This is a genomic window from Shimia isoporae, from assembly GCF_004346865.1.
Taxonomy (GTDB): domain Bacteria; phylum Pseudomonadota; class Alphaproteobacteria; order Rhodobacterales; family Rhodobacteraceae; genus Shimia; species Shimia isoporae.
Genome location: NZ_SMGR01000002.1, coordinates 130,913 through 147,898, shown reverse-complemented (window position 1 = coordinate 147,898; position 16,986 = coordinate 130,913). Strand labels below are relative to the sequence as shown.

The following is a 16,986-nucleotide window of genomic DNA, read 5'->3' as shown; positions in this document are numbered from 1 at the left end:
GGCCGTTTGGACGTAGCGAAAAACTGAGCGCAGCCGTTAATTTTTCCTTGCTTTGAGTCGCTTGCGAGCCGCAGCATGTTGGAAAAAACCAAATTCAATAGGGAGTACAACCATGAATGATCAACTGAAGTATCTTACGCGCCGCGCCGCGTCGGGCCTGATGACCCGCCGTGAGTTCGTCGGTCGCGCAGGTGCGCTGGGTGTATCGGCGCTGGCAGCAACCACCATGCTGTCCACCGCAGTAAAGGCCGCTGGTCCAGTAAAAGGCGGCACCTTCCGCATGGGTCTGCAGGGCGGTTCCACCACCGACTCGATGGATCCGGCTCTGGCAACCAACACCGTGGCCGTGGCTCTGATCCGTATGTGGGGTGAACCACTCGTCGAACTCACCGACGATGGCGGCCTGCAGGGTAAAGTCGCGGAAAGCTTTGAAGCGTCTGCAGATGCGAAAACCTGGACCTTCACAGTGCGTCAGGGCATCGCCTTCTCCAACGGCAAAGAAGTGACCGCAGAAGACGTGGCAATGACCATTGACCGTCACTCCGGCGAAGACACCAAATCCGGTGCGCTGGGCCTGCTGCGCGATATCAAGGATGTCCGCACCGAAGGTCGCAACGTGATCATCGAGCTGAACAATGCCAACGCCGACCTGCCTTACCTGATGTCGGACTATCACCTGATCATCCAGCCGGGTGGCGGCAAAGACGCACCAGACGCGGCGATCGGTACCGGCCCGTACATCATGAAGTCCATCGACATGGGTGTGCGTTTCGTTGCTGAGAAGAACCCGAACTATTGGGGCGATTTGGGCCACGCAGAAACCATCGAACTGGTTGTGATCAATGACAACACCGCACGTGTTGCCGCGCTTCAGTCCGGCCAAGTTGACCTGATCGACCGCGTGCCGCCGCGCACCGCCGGTCTGGTGTCGCGTGCACCTGGTGTGACCGTAGCTTCGACCGCAGGTCCTGGCCACTATGTGTTCATCGCACACAGAAATACGGCACCGTTCGACAACAACGACCTGATGATGGCGCTTAAGTACGGCATGAACCGTCAGGAAATGGTCGACAAGGTTCTGTTCGGCTATGGCTCCGTGGGCAACGACACCCCGATCAACGCTGCCTATCCTCTCTACACCGAGATGGAACAGCGCGAGTATGATCCGGAGAAAGCCGCGGAGTACTTCAAGAAGTCCGGCCACGAAGGTCCGGTTCTGCTGCGCACCTCGGACAACTCTTTCCCGGGCGCACCCGATGCAGCGGCCCTGTTCCAGCAGTCGCTGGCAGCTGCAGGCATTGAGCTTGAGATCAAACGTGAGCCAAACGACGGATATTGGTCCGAAGTGTGGAACAACAAGCCGTTCTGCACCAGCTATTGGGGCGGTCGTCCGACTCAGGACCAGATGTTCACCACTGCCTATCTGTCTACCGCGGACTGGAACGATACTCGTTTCTTCAACGAGAAGTTCGACAAGACACTGATCGCTGCACGTGCGGAGCTGGATGAAGGCAAGCGCAAGCAGATGTATGCCGACATGGGCAGCACCCTGCGCGACGAAGGCGGTCTCATCTGCCCGATGTTCAACGACTTCATCGACGCCTACACCGACAATCTTGGCGGTTGGGTCGAAGGTGTTGCCGGCTTCTCGATGATGAACGGCTATGCCGCACAGCGCATGTGGGTCAACGCCTGATATGCCGCTTCTCGTAAGACTACTGGTCCAGCGCATTGCGCTGGGCCTGCTTCTTCTCTTCCTCGTCTCGATTCTGATCTTTGCTGGCACGATCATTCTGCCAGGTGACGTGGCCCAATCCATTCTTGGACAGTCCGCAACCCCCGAAGCGTTAGCGAACCTGCGCCGCGATCTGGGGCTGAACGATCCGCCTGTGGAACGCTATTTCAACTGGCTGGGTGGTGTGCTTCAAGGTGATCTGGGAACCGCGCTTACTTCGGGACAGGACATTGCGACCGCCATTGGCAAACGCCTTGGCAACACGCTCTTCCTTGCATTCTGGGCGGCTTTGATCTCCGTGCCTCTTGCGATTTTGCTCGGCCTGATTGCCGTGCGGTATCGTGAACGCTGGCCGGACAAGCTGATCTCCGCATTCACTCTGGCGTCGATTTCGGTTCCGGAGTTCCTGATTGCCTATGTGGCAATTTTCTTCATCTCCGTGCGTTTGCGCTGGGCGCCTTCGGTGACGACAATCAACGACTCCATGAGCCTTGGCGAGAAGCTGCACACGATTTCCATTCCTGTTGCGGTTCTGACGCTTGTTGTACTGGCACATATGATGCGTATGACCCGCGCCGCGATTCTCAATGTGATGCAATCGGCATATATTGAAACTGCGGAACTCAAGGGTTTGCGGATGTTCAATATCATCTGGAAGCACGCATTTCCGAATTCCATCGCGCCAATTGTGAACGTTGTCATGCTGAACATGGCTTATCTGGTTGTTGGCGTGGTCGTGATCGAGGTGGTCTTTACCTATCCGGGCATGGGGCAATACCTCGTGGACCACGTGAGCAAGCGTGACATTCCGGTTGTGCAGGCCTGTGGCCTGATCTTTGCGGCCGTGTACATCGGTTTGAACATGATCGCGGATATTGTGTCCATCGTGGCCAACCCGCGCCTGCGGCATCCGAAATAGGGGACAAGCTATGAGAATACCCATTGCTGCCCTGATCGGGCTCGTTTTCACCTTCGCATACTTCTTCGTTGCGATTTTTGCGCCGTGGATTGCACCATATGGCATGGCTGAAGTGGTCAGCCGTGATGTATGGCTGCCGCCTTCGTCCGAGTTCCTTCTGGGCACAGACAATCTCGGTCGCGATCTCCTTTCACGCATGATCTATGGCGGGCGCACAACGATCTTTATCGCAACCGCGGCGACGATCCTGAGCTTTACCACGGGGTCTGTGCTTGGCTTTCTGGCTGCCGTTCTTGGCGGTTGGGCTGATCAGGCCATGAGCCGGTTTGTCGACCTTATCATGTCGATCCCGTCACTCATCTTTGCGCTTGTCGTGCTTTCGGTGACGCCGGTAACCATACCGGTTCTGATCCTTGTCATGGGCTTTCTGGACAGCACGCGGGTTTACCGTTTGGCGCGCGCTGTCGCGGTGGACATCAACGTGATGGACTATGTCGAGGCTGCGAAGCTTCGCGGAGAAGGTCGGGCTTGGATTATCTTCAGAGAAATTCTGCCCAATGCGCTTTCGCCGTTGGTCGCGGAAATGGGGCTGCGTTTTATCTTCATGGTCCTGTTCGTGTCGACGCTGTCTTTCCTTGGCCTTGGCGTGCAACCGCCGCAGGCTGATTGGGGTGGCATCGTGAAAGAGAACGCGGATGGTATCGTTTACGGTATCGGCGCTGCGCTTTATCCGGCCGTGGCCATTGCGACGCTGGCAATCTCGGTAAACCTCGTTGCGGATTGGGTTCTCAACCGCACCACATCGCTGAAAGGGGGCCGCGGATGAGCGACATGCTTCTCACAGTCAAGGACCTCAAGATCGGCGCGACGGTGTATCCTCCCGGCGAAAAGCCGCATGATATCGAGATCGTGCACGGCGTCAGCTTCGAGGTGGAAAAGGGCAAAGTGCTCGGGCTCATTGGTGAGTCCGGTGCCGGCAAGTCGACAATCGGTCTGGCATCCATGGCTTATGGCCGCGGCGGTGTGAAAATCACTGGTGGTGAAGTTTGGGTCAACGGACGCGACATCCTGAAATCGGGTATGGGCGACGTACGCAACCTGCGTGGAGGTGAAGTCACATATGTAAGTCAGTCGGCGGCAGCGTCCTTTAACCCTGCCAAGCAGATCATGGATCAGGTCACTGAAGCGGCGATCCTTCAGGGCAAGTTCTCCAAGAAGGAAGCCGAAGCTCGCGCTGTTGAACTTTTCCGGAAGCTGGGCCTGCCTGATCCGGAAAATATTGGCAGCCGTTATCCACACCAGGTATCCGGAGGTCAGCTTCAGCGGTGCATGACGGCGCTGGCATTGTGTCCGGAGCCTGATCTGGTTGTATTTGACGAACCGACAACGGCGCTGGATGTGACCACGCAGATCGATGTTCTTATGGCCATCAAGGAAGCCATTCGGGACACCGGTGTTGCCGCGCTCTATATCACCCACGACCTTGCCGTCGTTGCTCAGGTGAGCGACGATATTCTGGTTCTGAAAATGGGCGACATGGTCGAGTACGGGTCGGTTGACCAGATTATCAACAACCCTCAGGAGGAGTACACGCAGGCTCTGGTCTCTGTGCGCTCGATCACCCATGAGGAAAAGGAGCCGACGCCTGAGCCGGTCTTGAAGGTCCAGAACATCACCGCGCGTTACAAGGGTACGAACTTTGATGTTCTCAAAAACATCAATGTCGAGCTGCACCCGGGTCAGACTCTGGCGGTCGTCGGCGAGAGTGGATCTGGCAAATCGACGCTGGCGCGGGTGATCACGGGTTTGTTGCCGCAAAAGCAAGGCCGCATACACTTCGCAGGTCGGGATCTTTCCAATGATCTTGCCGGACGAAGCAACGAAGACCTGCGTGAATTGCAGATGATCTATCAGATGGCGGACACGGCGATGAACCCGCGCCAGACGGTAGGGACGATCATCGGCCGGCCGCTGGAGCTGTATTTCGGCCTCAAAGGCGTGGAGAAGCGCAAGCGGATAATCGAATTGTTGGACGAGATCGAGATGGGGGTCGAGTTTATCGATCGCTATCCGGCAGAACTGTCCGGCGGGCAAAAGCAGCGTGTGTGCATTGCGCGTGCGCTGGCTGCAAAGCCCAAGCTGATTATTTGCGACGAAGTGACTTCTGCACTCGACCCTCTCGTGGCGGACGGCATTCTGAAACTGTTGCTTGATCTACAGAAAATCGAGGATGTGGCCTATCTGTTCATCACCCACGATTTGGCGACGGTTAAGGCCATCGCGGACAGCATTGCGGTGATGTATCAGGGCGAAGTGGTTCGCTATGGCGGCAAGACAGATGTGCTAAGTCCGCCGTTTGACGACTATACCGACTTGTTGCTGAGCTCTGTACCAGAGATGAAACTCGGCTGGCTGGAAGATGTGATCGCCAACCGAAAAATGGAGAGCGCAGGAAACTGATCCCGCCTTTGCCAATCAAAAAAGGGCCGGCTCCTGAGAGCCGGCCCTTTGCGTTCGCCTGACGGAAAATCAGGCGGCACGACGCGAATTGAATGTTTGTCCGCCCTTCGGGGCTTCTTTTTCGGCGGCCAGAGTGAAGTGCTCGACCCGTTTCGCCAATTCCTGTGCCTTTTGTGTCAGCACTTCGGAATCCCGCAGCGTGTCTTGGAACATTGCGGTGTTTTGCTGGCTGGAGCGGTCCAGTTCGGCCACTGCCTCGTTGATTTCGGTCAGGCTCATGGATTGTTCCCGCGTGCCAGACGTGATGTTTGCAACGTGGCTTGTGATCTGGGACACAGATTCAGCGATCTCGCCGAGGGCCTCGCCGGCGCCATCCACCAACTTGCCACCTCGCGACACTTCTTCACCGCTCGTTTTGATCAGCTGCTTGATTTCGCTGGCGGCCTCAGATGCACGACCGGCCAGCGCGCGCACTTCGGAAGCCACAACCGCGAACCCCTGACCGCTTTCGCCAGCGCGGGCGGCTTCGACACCTGCGTTCAGAGCCAGAAGGTTCGTCTGGAAGGCAATGTCGTCAATCACACCGGTGATATTTGCGATCGAGGTCGAAGAGTTTTCGATTGCGCTCATGGCATCGACCGCCTGTTCGACAACTTCGCCACTGGATTTGGCACTGGCCGAAGCTCCGGCAACGATACCATTGACCTCTTCGGCGCTGTCGGCCGCACGCGAAACCGTAGCCGTCAGGTCTTCGAGTGCTGCGGACGTCTGTTCCAGAGTGGTGGCGGTGACTTCGGAGCTTTCTGCGACACGCTGAGCGGAACTGTGAATTCCGCGGCTGCGGGTATCGATTTCCTTGCTGACACCAATGATATCACCAATGAGGCTCCGCAGAGTGTCGATGGTTTTGTTGTAGTCCTGCCGTAGCACCTCGTAGGCGCCGGTGTACTCTTTCTCGATGCGAGCATTCAGATCGCCACTCGCAACGTGGTTGAGGCCTTCGGCCAGGTCCGCGACCACTTCCTGTTGCAGTTTGGCCTGCGCATCGCGCTCGGCGCGGGCAGTCTCTTCGCGGGCTTCGACCTCGGCCTTGTTTTTGAGAGCGTCGCGGAAAGTGGTGATGCTTTTGGCCATGCTTGCGATTTCCGTGCGGCCGCCAGTGTATGGCACCTCTGCTTCGAAATCGCCGTCGGCGAGACCCTGCATACGCGCCTGAAGACGGTTGACCGGACGGCTGACGCTACGCGCAACCAATCCGCCAAGCAGAAGAACAAAAGCCAGACCGGCGAGAATAACCTTGCCAATTGTCATGCGGAGATCAGCGTTCATGGCTTCGATATCGTCGACAAAAGCGCCTGTACCAATCATCCAGCCCCACGGCTCAAACGGCAGTGCATAAGACAGTTTGGTGTCGAAAACCGGTTCATCATCTACGGTCCCGTTCTGCCAGAGATAGTAGTGGGTGCCGCCGCCTTGTTTGGCAATCTCGATCATGTCACGGAACAGGTAATTGCCATTCGGGTCCTGAAGGTTCCATTGGCTTTTGCCCATCAAGTCAGGGCGTGGGTGGGCCACAACTTTGGCTTCGTAGTCAGAAGCAAACATATATCCGGATACACCGTCATAGCGGACGGCGCCGAGCACAAACGCGCCTTCGGCTTTGGCCTCTTCCAACGTCATTTCACCGGCTTCTACTCGTTTGTTAAGCGCATCAAGCTGGCTGACGGTGGTGCTGACAATATCGCGAATGTGAGCCTCGCGCATGGTGTAGGCGTTACGGTCCACCTGAGTCAGGATCACCCACGTTGCGGCCATGGCCAGCAGAAGGAACGTGGCAATCAGCGCATAGATCTTGGTGGCGATGCGGAAGCTGAATAGCTTTTGTAACATGGATAGTGGTCTCCAAAACACTGGTTGCCGCTGGGGCAACGAATCCGGTCTTGGGCCTCTAGTGACAAACAATTCTTGCCGGATAGTTAAGTTGGGTTTCCTACCGGCAATGCCGGTGCATCCAAAAACGGCTTGAATGTCATGCGAATCCGCGACCGAACGACGAGTTCTGCGCTCAGGGAACATCGCATTGGCAAGTTGAGTTTCAGGGCGTGATCAAAGAAAAGAGCCCGCGGCAAAGCGGGCTCTTTTTGAACGTGAAGGGGCGAGGCGACAAGGTCACGCGGCGCGGCGTGAGTTGAAACCTGGCCGCTTGGTGCTTTTGGCGTCGCCGATCTTGAAGTGTTGCACGCGGGTGGCAAGTTCCCGGGCTTTTTGCGTCAGCACTTCGCTGTCACCAAGTGTCCCTTGGAACATTGCGGTGTTCTGTTGGGTCGAGCGGTCGAGCTCGGCAATCGCCTCGTTGATTTCGCTGAGGCTTAGATATTGCTCACGTGTTCCGCTTGTGATGTTGGCGACGTGTTCCGTTATTTGTCCAACTGACTTGGCGATGCCGCCAAGCGCCTCACCTGCATCATCCACCAGTCTTGATCCGCGACCGACCTCTTCGCCGCTAGCCTTGATCAGGTTCTTGATCTCGCTTGCAGCTTCGGATGCCCGGCCTGCAAGCGCGCGCACTTCTGAGGCCACGACGGCAAAGCCTTGACCGCTTTCACCGGCGCGAGCCGCTTCGACCCCTGCATTCAGGGCCAGAAGATTGGTCTGGAAGGCAATGTCGTCGATCACATTGGTAATATTGGCAATGCTTGTCGACGAGGTCTCGATCGCGTTCATGGCGCTGACGGCCTGATCAACGACGTCGCCGCTGGATGCGGCGCTGCTGGCCGCGCCTTCTACGATGCCGTTGACCTCTTCCGCGCTGTCTGCTGCACGCGATACGGTAGCGGTCAGGTCTTCGAGCGCGGCTGCGGTCTGTTCCAGTGTTGATGTGGTCACTTCGGAGCTTTGGGCCACACGTTGAGCGGAGCTATGGATTCCGCGGCTGCGTGCGTCGATTTCCTGGCTAACGGTAACGATGTCTCCGATCAGTCCGCGCAGGGCGTCGACGGTTTTGTTGTAGTCCTTGCGCAGAACTTCGTAGGCCCCTGCATACTGATGCTCGATACGGGCGTCGAGGTTGCCGGATGCGAGGTGGTTGAGGCCCGCAGCAAGGTCGTTCACGACGTCTTGTTGCATTTTGGCGTCGGCCGCACGTTCGGCGCGAACGGCTTCTTCGCGGGCTTCGATTTCGGCCTTCTGCGCGAGGGCTTCGCGGAAGACTTCAATGCTTTGCGCCATATGCGCCACTTCGTTGTGACCGTCGGTGTATGGCACAGGTTCGTCAAACTCGCCCTTGCCAAGACCCTGCATGCGATCCCGCAGCCGATTGACAGGTCGGGACACCGAGAAGGCAACAAGCGTGCCAAGCAACGTGGTCACCACCATCGCAAGAATGATCATGTTGCGGATTTCAGCACGCATTTCACCGGTCATGGCTTCGATATCGTTTACAAATGTGCCGGTGCCGACCATCCAGCCCCACGGTTCGAAAGGCAGGGCGTAGGACAGTTTCGGGCTGTCCACCATTATGCCGTCGTCGTTTTCCAGTTCCCAGATGTAGTAGTAGCTTCCGCCACCCTGCTTTGCGACGTCGATCAGGTCGCGATAGATGTACTGGCCGTTGGGGTCTTGCAGGTTCCATTGGTTTGACCCCATCAGGTCGGGGCGAGGGTGCGCCTGAATGCGGCCCTGATAGTCGGACGCAAAAATATACCCGGAGTCGCCTTCGTAGCGGACGCTTCCGAGCAGGAAGGAGCCCTGTTTCTTGGCTTCTTCGAGGGAAAGAATACCTTCATCGACCAACTGCTGCAGGGCTTCGAGCTGGCTGACTGTGCTTGAAACAACGTCCCGTACGTGCGCCTCGCGCAGTTTGTAGGAGTTGTCTTCGACACTGTTGATTGTGACCATGGACATTCCCCACATCACGGCGAGGAAGAAGCCGATCAGCAGGTAGACTTTGGTTGCGATGCTAAGGCTGAAGATGCGTTTCACTTGTTAAATTCTCCGCGAGTCGGGAATCAGCTTTGGGGAAGCTGAGTCGGTATGGATTTCCCTTCTCTGAGCGGAAATGCTTTATCGAGAATTAATTCATTAAATGAAATGATTGGATGCGCGGAAATTTCCCGTTTTAGTAGTGACTGGTGTAGCCGCCATCCACTGCGAGCACCTGTCCTGTCATGTAACTGGCAGCGGGTGACGCGAGGAAAAGAATCGCTGGGGCCAACTCCTCTGGCTCTCCCCAACGACCAAGTGCGGTCGCGTTGCGCAGCTTTTCTGCGATGTCAGGGTTCTCTGCGGCCTCCGCGTTGGGAGCAGTTTTAAAAAAGCCTGGCGCGATGGCATTCACGCAGACCCCTTGCGCACCAAGTTCCGCGGCGAGTGCTTTCGTCATTCCGTTTATGCCGGCCTTGGCGGAAGTATAGGCTGCATCGCCCGGCTGCGCGATGAGGCCTGCGATGGAAGAAACGTTGACGATGCGCCCATAGCCTTTTGCCGTCATTTGTGTCGCGGCGCGCTGTGCCAAGCGGAACGGAGAAACGAGGTCGACATCAAAAAGCCGCTGCAAGTCTTCGCGAGAGAACTCTTGTAAAGTTCGGCGATCCCGCATGCCGACGTTGTTTACAAGGATCGACAGACCTCCGGCCTTGGCAAGCTTTTCAAACGCGGCGGCAACCGCCACCTCGTCGGAGACGTCGAAAGGTAGTGCTGTTGCAATGCCGGCGTTGTCTTCGATTTCGCCTGCGACCTTGAAGCACCGGCTTTCATCGCGACCGTTTATCCAAACGTGTGCGCCTGCACGCGCCAAGAGTTCCGCCGCGGCTTTGCCCAATCCGTCCGAGCTTCCGGTGATAAGGGCGTGCTGACCCGTGAGGTCAAATGGGAGAAGGTCTGGCATGGGCACCACTCGCTGTGTCGGTGAACCGAGATTGCGACAAGTCTTGGTGAAGTCAACCGCCGCCGTAGTGTCACGGGATTGCGACAAACGCGCGGCTGGGATAGCAATGCTGCATTGCAAAACCTTCCAACGAGACAGCCATGTCCTATATCGCCCGCATCGAGATCGATGACAGCAACCTTCCGCCTCCGACTCCGGAGATCGATCAGGAACGCAAGGTTGCCGTGTTTGACCTTCTTGAGGAGAACACTTTTGATCTTCCCAAGCGGGACGACAGAGAAGTGCCGGACGGGCCTTATGCGCTGGATTTATCGATCCGTGACAAGCGGCTGGTTTTTGAAATTGCGGTTAACGAAGGTGACAAGGCGGCTGAATTCCACTTGAGCCTTTCTCCGTTCCGGCAAGTCGTAAAAGACTACTGGGCCATCTGTGAGAGTTACTTTGACGCGGTGAAAAACCTGCCACCCAGCCAGATCGAAACCATCGATATGGCCCGCCGCGGAATTCACAATGAAGGCGCGCGTGTGCTTCAGGAAAGGCTTGAAGGAAAGGCCGAGATTGACAATGACACGGCGCGGCGGTTGTTCACGCTGATCTGTGTGTTGCATTTCGGGGGCTGACGCCATGGAGGACGGAACCCCCTTTAAGGCGCTGCCACAGTCGATCCTCTTTTGTTGCGACCAGAATTCCGTGCGCTCGCCTATGGCTGAGGGCATTATGAAGAAGCTTTACGGCACCGATGTTTATGTGCAGTCCGCAGGCATCCATTCCGATCTGGAAATCGACGGGTTCGCCATCGCGGTTTGTGAGGAAATCGGCGTAGAGCTGTCGCGGCATCAGTCCCGAAGTTTTGACGAGATGGAAAAACGAGGCGATCAGTTGTCGTCGTTTGACCTAGTGGTGGCGCTGACGCCTGCGAGCAAGGCGGAAGCCGAGCGCTTGACGCAGTATTACCATACAGAGCTGGAATTCTGGCCGATTGCCGACCCTACAGGTGCCGGTGACGGACGCGAGGCTCGGCTAGAAGCCTATCGCGGGTCACGGGATGACATCGTGAACCACCTGAAGGCGCGCTGGGGATAACAGCCAGTTTCCGCCGAACTCTGCGTGACGGGCATGTCACATTTGCGCGCCCGGCCGGAGAATCCCCTTGTATGTCGGCCCTTTTGGTCCCATTTAGGGGCAGCCCGCGGCGAGCGGGTGCAATGTGAAGGAGAGACCATGGCCAAGGAAGAACTGCTCGAATTTCCCGGCGTCGTGAAGGAACTCCTGCCCAATGCGACATTTCGGGTCGAGCTGGAAAACGGCCATGAGATCATCGCACACACGGCAGGCAAGATGCGCAAAAACCGCATCCGCGTTCTGGCTGGCGACAAAGTTCAGGTGGAGATGACCCCCTACGATCTGACCAAAGGTCGGATCAACTACCGCTTCAAGTAAGCGCTCCGCGCGGGCGAATGCGAGGCTTAGGATGAAATTGATCCTCGGCTCCGGCAGCCCGCGCCGCCGGGAATTGCTGGCACAACTGGGTGTGGTGGCGGATGATATCCGCCCGCCCGATATCAACGAAGATCCCCACAAAGGTGAGTTGCCCCGGCCGTATTGTCGGCGGATTGCACATGAGAAGGCGCTTGCCGTAGAGGCGGCGCCAGACGACATTGTGCTGTGCGCGGATACGACCGTTGCGCTTGGACGGCGTATTTTGGGCAAGCCGCGCGACGCAAGTGAAGCCGCAGAGTTCTTGATCGCTTTGTCCGGCCGACGCCATCGCGTCGTGACCGCTGTTGTCGTCCGCAAAGGCGACCGGTTGTGGGAAAAGGATGTGGAGAGCATCGTCAAGATGAAACGGCTCTCCAATGCCGAAGTGAACGCGTATCTCGCAGCCGGAGATTGGGAAGGCAAGGCAGGCGGCTATGCCATTCAAGGGCCAGCCGGCGCCTTCATTCCATGGATTTCCGGATCATTCACGGGCATTGTGGGCCTACCGGTGGCAGAGACTGCCAACCTGCTACAGGCCGCAGGATATCCGCTTTATAGCGATTGAAAGGGACCCGATGAAGGGACGTCAGATCATTCTCGACCACATCAACGGGCGCGAGGCCGCGGCCCTGATGGTGGATGGCCAGCTTGATGACTTGTTGATTGACGGTGACGCGCCACGACCCGGCACGATTTACCGCGCGGTGGCGGACCGGCCTGTCAAAGGGCAAGGGGGCATGTTCCTCAAGACGCCTGATGGCAATGTATTCCTGCGTCAGGTCAAGGGGCTTGCGCCGGGCGACGTGATGCTGGTCCAGGTGACGGGGTACGCCGAACCGGGCAAGGCGATCCCGGTTACGCAGAAGGTGCTTTTCAAAAGCAGGTATGTGATTGTGACCCCAGAGGCCCCCGGCATCAATCTGAGCCGGTCTATCCGCGAGGATGACGAGCGGGACCGAATTTTGGCAATTGCGCACGAGGTGGCCGGGGAAGCCGGAATGGGGCTGATCCTGCGTTCCGCCTGTGACGGCGCAGGGGCGGACGAGATTGGTGAAGACATCAACAACATGCTGGATTTGGCAGAGCAGGTTCTGGCCGATGCTGAAGGGCCTGCGGAAAAGTTGATCGACGGAGACGGCCCACATGTCGCTGCGTGGCGCGACTGGTCCGATCCCGCGGAGGTGGTGACCGAAGAAGGCAGTTTTGAGACACATGGCGTGCTGGACGCACTGGAAGACGTGCAAGGAATCCGCGTTGCCTTGGAAGGGGGGGCGAGCCTGTTTGTCGAACCCACGCGCGCGCTTGTGGCTGTGGATGTGAACACGGGCGGAGACACCTCGGCGGCGGCGGGTACCAAAGCAAACTTCGCCGCGGCAAAAGCTTTGCCGCGCGCACTGCGGGTGCGGGGTCTCGGGGGGCAAGTCGTACTTGATCTCGCCCCTATGCCCAAGAAAGACCGGCGTGGATTTGAAAGCGCTCTGCGGGCCGCGTTTAAGCGGGACACCATAGATACGACGCTGGTGGGCTGGACCCCATTGGGACACTATGAATTACAGAGAAAAAATGCCCGCCAGGAACTTCGGGGGTTGCTGAAATGAGTTGTCCGATTTGCAAGAAAGAGACCGTGGAACGCTATCGTCCTTTCTGCTCAAAACGTTGTGCGGATATCGATCTCGGCAAGTGGTTTGGCGGGGACTATGCGGTACCGTCAGAAGATCCCGAAGAGGCAGTTGAAGCTATGGAAGAACTGGAACAGCAGGCCTCGCGCCTGCACTGAATTTTTTTCGCGAATCCCTCTGGACACCATGCCATGCGTGACATAGAACGCCGCAACCCGAACGTTGAACGTTCACCCGTGCCCGGGTAGCTCAGGGGTAGAGCAGTGGATTGAAAATCCTCGTGTCGGTGGTTCGATTCCGCCCCCGGGCACCATTTTTATAGAAGAAAATCAATACATTGACGGCTTGGCCAGTGTTGCACCTCGTTGGTTTGTTGCCCCGGACTGCACCGGGACTGCTATTACCCTAATGCAGTCCCTGGAGATGTCCACAAAAGAAGGTCTGCCAAATCGAGCGGCATTTTTAGAACTCCGGGTCGATACGGTAGGTCATTCTCTCTTTTCCTCGGGGACGAAGAATTCATCAACGTCCTCCAGTGTCATGCCTCGTTTGTAGAACTCACCACTAACCTTGATGAGTGTTCCGTTCGAACGAACCCAAGCGGGGGAGAACGCCTCGTATACGTGTTTTCCATCTTCTACCTTGGTCATCTTTTGGATGATCGATGGATCGATTTCGAATTCCTCTGCCACAATAGTGTTTGCGATTCGGTGTAGTGGAATGCCAAGGAAATTAGAGCGCGTTCGGGGCCGCCAGTGCATGGTGGGAATTAGCGTCCGCAAGCCATGTGCAACTGAGATACAGGACTCGGTTCTTCTTGGTGAAATTTCGGGGGAACCCGCAAGATAGACACCAGCATCATGAGCAACCAAAATGTCGTCTCTGCCTTTGAGAAATTCACGTAGCTCGGACCTGTTCAAGAACTCACCACCCACCTCGCAGAATTTCAAATTCCCGATGTCGCCTCCAAGTGATGCTACTTGCGCCGCAATATCGAGCTGGTCTTCCCCGCTTGGGTTTTGGTCAAAAATGAGCCTCGCCTGTTCGCTGGCCCAGTTTTTCAGTGCTTGAGGAGAAGCATAAGGAACTGCGGCGTCTCTTGCAGCCCTTACAGGAGAGCCCAGAAGGATACCACGAAAGTTTCCAATACAGACTTTGGCTCCTTTTGCAGTGATGACACCCTCGACTTCGTTTTTCCTTGTAAGGATCCTTCCAGAGAGACGGTCAGGGTAGAAAGATGCTCTTCCAACAACCGTCCCGTCTTCTTCTTTGACCAAGGAGAGCGTCCTTTCATACAAGCGCCCTTCCTCGCCAGGATACATGTCTCCCTCTATCCTTTGCAGCAACGTTGAAGCGGGTTCCTCTTGCCAATTGCTACCATCATTTAGAAAGGTTTTGTCATTGGCGCGAACCAGAACCGGCACATCCGAAGTTGGGAAGTGAGTGGAAATAGCTTCTGTAAGTGAATTGTAGTTAACTTTCCCGAGCCCTCCGCGTCCGCGCTTGCCTGACATTGGATAGTAGTTGCTCCGATGGTCATCGGTATCAAGGAGAATGCGGATCTCTGTTCCGCCAGACGTCATGCGTTCTGAGTATTCGGCTCCACAAAGAAGCGGGCGCATTTTTAGGCCTTCAGGGAATGACAGGATGACTGTTTCATCCGGGCTGGCATCAAACCTGCGGGACTTGATGTCAATTTTTTCCAAGCATAAAAACGGAGAAGAAGCCAATCCCAAACTGCCCAGAAACTGAGAATTTATCGGGGAATGCTTGATTGTATTCACCTATGGCGGTGTCAGAAAGCCAGCCGCTTGTTCCAAAAGACAAAAGGTTCCCAACTATCGCACCTTCTGACATCCCGATGCCATTATCCCTGATGATGAGAACGGTAGAAGAGTCTTCTTGCAATAGCTCGACTTCAACCTTCGGACTTGGCGCTTGAGGATCGACAAGCCTACGGATGCGTCCCGCATCCATAGCGTTCTGTATGACCTCTCGTATCGCTGCCATTTTGTCCCGGCCATACAGTTGTTCTCCACCCAAGTTTTCAACTAAGCGAGGTATATCTGAGATGGAAAATGCTGTGTCGACGGGTTGCCATCCGTCAGTCGGTATGCAGGTTCTTAGGTTATCTGGGGCTTCGATATTGGCCACTCTTCGAGCGGAAAATCGAGCCTCTTGACCTCGGCATCTTGCAAGCAAATCGTCTGTCTTACGTAGCTCGCCATCCACCATCTTGAGTGTATCATGCAGCATCCACCACTCTTTTGCTTCCGCCTTTGTGAAAGGGCGGAACGCCGCAAAGTACAGCGTGTCGTGCCGGCGCTGTGCCTGAGTGAGTCTAATCTGGAAGGTCCAATGCTGTGCTGAATACTCAGACAAGCGATTGCGGCGCAGTGCTCGAAGGAAGCTTGGGGCTCTTCGCTCATCAATCTGAGACGCGTCCGCAGACCGAAGCACACAAGCAAGGCTCAAGAGATCAATTGACCAGCTGCTTGGGAATGGAGCGGGTGCTGGAATAGTCTTGTCCAGCAACTGGCTTTCCAGTTTCGAATGGTCCCACCAATGAGAAGCGGCAACTTGGCCAATGAAATCACCAAATTTCTCCCTGGAATCTGCGTCTTCTATCAAGAAACGCGGGCCAACGTCGCCTTTCCAGGATATTTTGGGTAATTTCTCTGCTCGAACGGCATGCTGTTCACGCAAAAACACTTCAATTATCGCCGCTTCATCTGGGTTTCCATTTTGGGAAGCCTTCATTCTGCCAGAGATGCGCTTCCATTCCCGTGAGGCCTTTATCTCTGCCAATCCACCCGGATAGGCGGCCATCGTCATTGCAGCATCGTGGATTAGAAAGCTGCAACCTAAGACAAACCCTTCAACCGGGTTGATGCGAAAATCTTGCCCGACGATTTGGCTGCCTATTTCCCACAGAGCATCAAGGTGTTCGATGTCGTGAACGGTGTATCCAGGAAGATCTATGGCGATCTCTGATACGAGGGTTCGGGCATTTTCCCTGGCCTTGTCGAGCACGCCAATGAGAGTATCAACGGAAGATTGGTGCTCTTTGGCCTGCTCACTTTTTAACGCGGCCTTTCAAATCAAGGTCTCTTTGAAATTGCTCACAGAATCGCCTCTCATATCAGCCTTTCTGGCAATAGAGCATGGATATGGATTCAACTGAAGCGGGTGCTTTTGCGCAGAACCAATATTCATGTGGTTCATGCGAGCAGTTGGAGACTGATTTTCAATCAGCCCTTCGGATATGAAGTTTCATATCAATGCAAGGTGGTCCTTGAAAATTAGGGTCCCCAAATGACCAGCCCACGAATACGCCAACGCCAACCTGATTGATCTCAAAACCGTCAACAACACAGTGTTCTGGTAGCTCGTTAGTATTTGCCGCGACATTTAGTCTGGCTTTTCTTCTGGACAGGTAGCGTTGTGCGGTTTCTCTCTCTGGCCGACGAAAGTTCTGTCTCACTTGACCTGGTTTTTTCAAGGTGGGTTGTCGCACAAAAAATCTCGCCTATACCAATACTATGAAACGGAGAGATGAAGCGATGGCACCAGAAAAAAATTCAAAAAAATGCTTCTGAGGTATTCGGTTTTTGGAGAAAAAGAAAACATAGCTTCCGAACGACCATTTAAGGAACGCTATGACTATCCAAAACCAACTCATTGTCGACCGATTTGTAGATATCAAAACAGTATGCGCGACCCTGTGCCGGTCTCGGGCCAGTATCTACAGAGATATCAAACGCGGTGATTTTCCTAAGCCAGAAAAGCGCGGTGGTTCTTCTCGCTGGCGCGTGTCGGACCTCAACAAAATCGTCGCGGCGGAAGGAAGCCTATAGGAATAATCCAGTCCTGCCAGCGGAATGGCCAC

Annotated in this window: 16 protein-coding genes and 1 tRNA gene; 12 read left to right on the top strand and 5 right to left on the bottom strand. The window is 55.8% G+C overall.

Annotated elements, in window-relative coordinates; all coding sequences use genetic code 11:
- Positions 1-112 precede the first annotated feature (112 nt).
- Genes BXY66_RS12355 through BXY66_RS12340 form a run of 4 tightly spaced genes read left to right on the top strand, consistent with a single transcriptional unit; the run spans position 113 to position 5,114 of the window.
- A complete protein-coding gene (locus BXY66_RS12355) occupies positions 113-1,696 on the top strand; it encodes an ABC transporter substrate-binding protein (protein ID WP_132860552.1) in 1,584 nt (527 codons plus the stop codon).
- A 1-nt stretch (position 1,697) separates the two neighbouring features.
- Positions 1,698-2,654: an ABC transporter permease gene (locus BXY66_RS12350; protein ID WP_132861065.1), complete on the top strand. Its 957-nt coding sequence runs from the start codon at positions 1,698-1,700 to the stop codon at positions 2,652-2,654.
- A 10-nt stretch (positions 2,655-2,664) separates the two neighbouring features.
- The gene (locus BXY66_RS12345) at positions 2,665-3,480 is read left to right on the top strand and encodes an ABC transporter permease (protein WP_132860551.1); all 816 of its coding nucleotides are present in this window, start codon (positions 2,665-2,667) and stop codon (positions 3,478-3,480) included.
- Positions 3,477-5,114, top strand: a complete 1,638-nt coding sequence (locus BXY66_RS12340; RefSeq protein WP_132860550.1) for an ABC transporter ATP-binding protein — start codon at positions 3,477-3,479, stop codon at positions 5,112-5,114. Before BXY66_RS12345 ends, BXY66_RS12340 begins: the two co-directional genes overlap by 4 nt.
- 69 nt (positions 5,115-5,183) lie before the next feature.
- Here the strand turns inward: BXY66_RS12340 and BXY66_RS12335 are convergent, their stop codons facing one another.
- The 3 genes from BXY66_RS12335 to BXY66_RS12325 all read right to left on the bottom strand — a co-directional run bounded on the left by BXY66_RS12335 (position 5,184) and on the right by BXY66_RS12325 (position 9,999).
- On the bottom strand, positions 5,184-7,004 hold the full coding sequence (locus BXY66_RS12335; protein ID WP_165929175.1) for a methyl-accepting chemotaxis protein: 1,821 nt from the start codon (positions 7,002-7,004) through the stop codon (positions 5,184-5,186).
- A gap of 279 nt (positions 7,005-7,283) precedes the next feature.
- Positions 7,284-9,095: a methyl-accepting chemotaxis protein gene (locus tag BXY66_RS12330; RefSeq protein WP_132860548.1), complete on the bottom strand. Its 1,812-nt coding sequence runs from the start codon at positions 9,093-9,095 to the stop codon at positions 7,284-7,286.
- 136 nt (positions 9,096-9,231) lie between these two features.
- Positions 9,232-9,999, bottom strand: a complete 768-nt coding sequence (locus BXY66_RS12325) for an SDR family oxidoreductase (RefSeq protein ID WP_132860547.1) — start codon at positions 9,997-9,999, stop codon at positions 9,232-9,234.
- Positions 10,000-10,139: 140 nt separating this feature from the next.
- Here BXY66_RS12325 and BXY66_RS12320 point away from each other — a divergent pair, with 140 nt between their 5' ends.
- From BXY66_RS12320 to BXY66_RS12290, 7 genes are all read left to right on the top strand, one after another.
- Complete coding sequence (locus BXY66_RS12320; RefSeq protein ID WP_132860546.1) at positions 10,140-10,619, top strand: UPF0262 family protein; 480 nt, start codon at positions 10,140-10,142, stop codon at positions 10,617-10,619.
- A gap of 4 nt (positions 10,620-10,623) precedes the next feature.
- Complete coding sequence (locus BXY66_RS12315; protein WP_132860545.1) at positions 10,624-11,082, top strand: arsenate-mycothiol transferase ArsC; 459 nt, start codon at positions 10,624-10,626, stop codon at positions 11,080-11,082.
- 138 nt (positions 11,083-11,220) lie between these two features.
- Positions 11,221-11,439, top strand: coding sequence for a translation initiation factor IF-1 (infA, locus tag BXY66_RS12310; protein WP_007205486.1), 219 nt, complete (start codon positions 11,221-11,223; stop codon positions 11,437-11,439).
- 31 nt (positions 11,440-11,470) lie between these two features.
- On the top strand, positions 11,471-12,043 hold the full coding sequence (locus BXY66_RS12305; protein ID WP_132860544.1) for a Maf family protein: 573 nt from the start codon (positions 11,471-11,473) through the stop codon (positions 12,041-12,043).
- A 10-nt stretch (positions 12,044-12,053) separates the two neighbouring features.
- Positions 12,054-13,076, top strand: coding sequence for a ribonuclease E/G (locus BXY66_RS12300; RefSeq protein WP_132860543.1), 1,023 nt, complete (start codon positions 12,054-12,056; stop codon positions 13,074-13,076).
- A complete protein-coding gene (locus BXY66_RS12295; protein WP_132860542.1) occupies positions 13,073-13,255 on the top strand; it encodes a DNA gyrase inhibitor YacG in 183 nt (60 codons plus the stop codon). Before BXY66_RS12300 ends, BXY66_RS12295 begins: the two co-directional genes overlap by 4 nt.
- A gap of 80 nt (positions 13,256-13,335) precedes the next feature.
- Positions 13,336-13,410, top strand: a tRNA-Phe gene (locus tag BXY66_RS12290).
- 175 nt (positions 13,411-13,585) lie between these two features.
- On the opposite strand, the gene BXY66_RS12285 is transcribed toward BXY66_RS12290, so the two are convergent.
- Both BXY66_RS12285 and BXY66_RS12280 read right to left on the bottom strand, forming a co-directional pair.
- Positions 13,586-14,803: a hypothetical protein gene (locus BXY66_RS12285; protein WP_165929174.1), complete on the bottom strand. Its 1,218-nt coding sequence runs from the start codon at positions 14,801-14,803 to the stop codon at positions 13,586-13,588.
- Positions 14,790-16,130, bottom strand: a complete 1,341-nt coding sequence (locus BXY66_RS12280) for an HD domain-containing protein (protein WP_132860540.1) — start codon at positions 16,128-16,130, stop codon at positions 14,790-14,792. The genes BXY66_RS12285 and BXY66_RS12280 overlap by 14 nt, the downstream gene beginning before the upstream one ends.
- A gap of 626 nt (positions 16,131-16,756) precedes the next feature.
- On the opposite strand from BXY66_RS12280, the gene BXY66_RS20690 reads away from it, so the two are divergent.
- Positions 16,757-16,954: a helix-turn-helix transcriptional regulator gene (locus tag BXY66_RS20690; RefSeq protein ID WP_132860539.1), complete on the top strand. Its 198-nt coding sequence runs from the start codon at positions 16,757-16,759 to the stop codon at positions 16,952-16,954.
- Positions 16,955-16,986 lie beyond the last annotated feature (32 nt).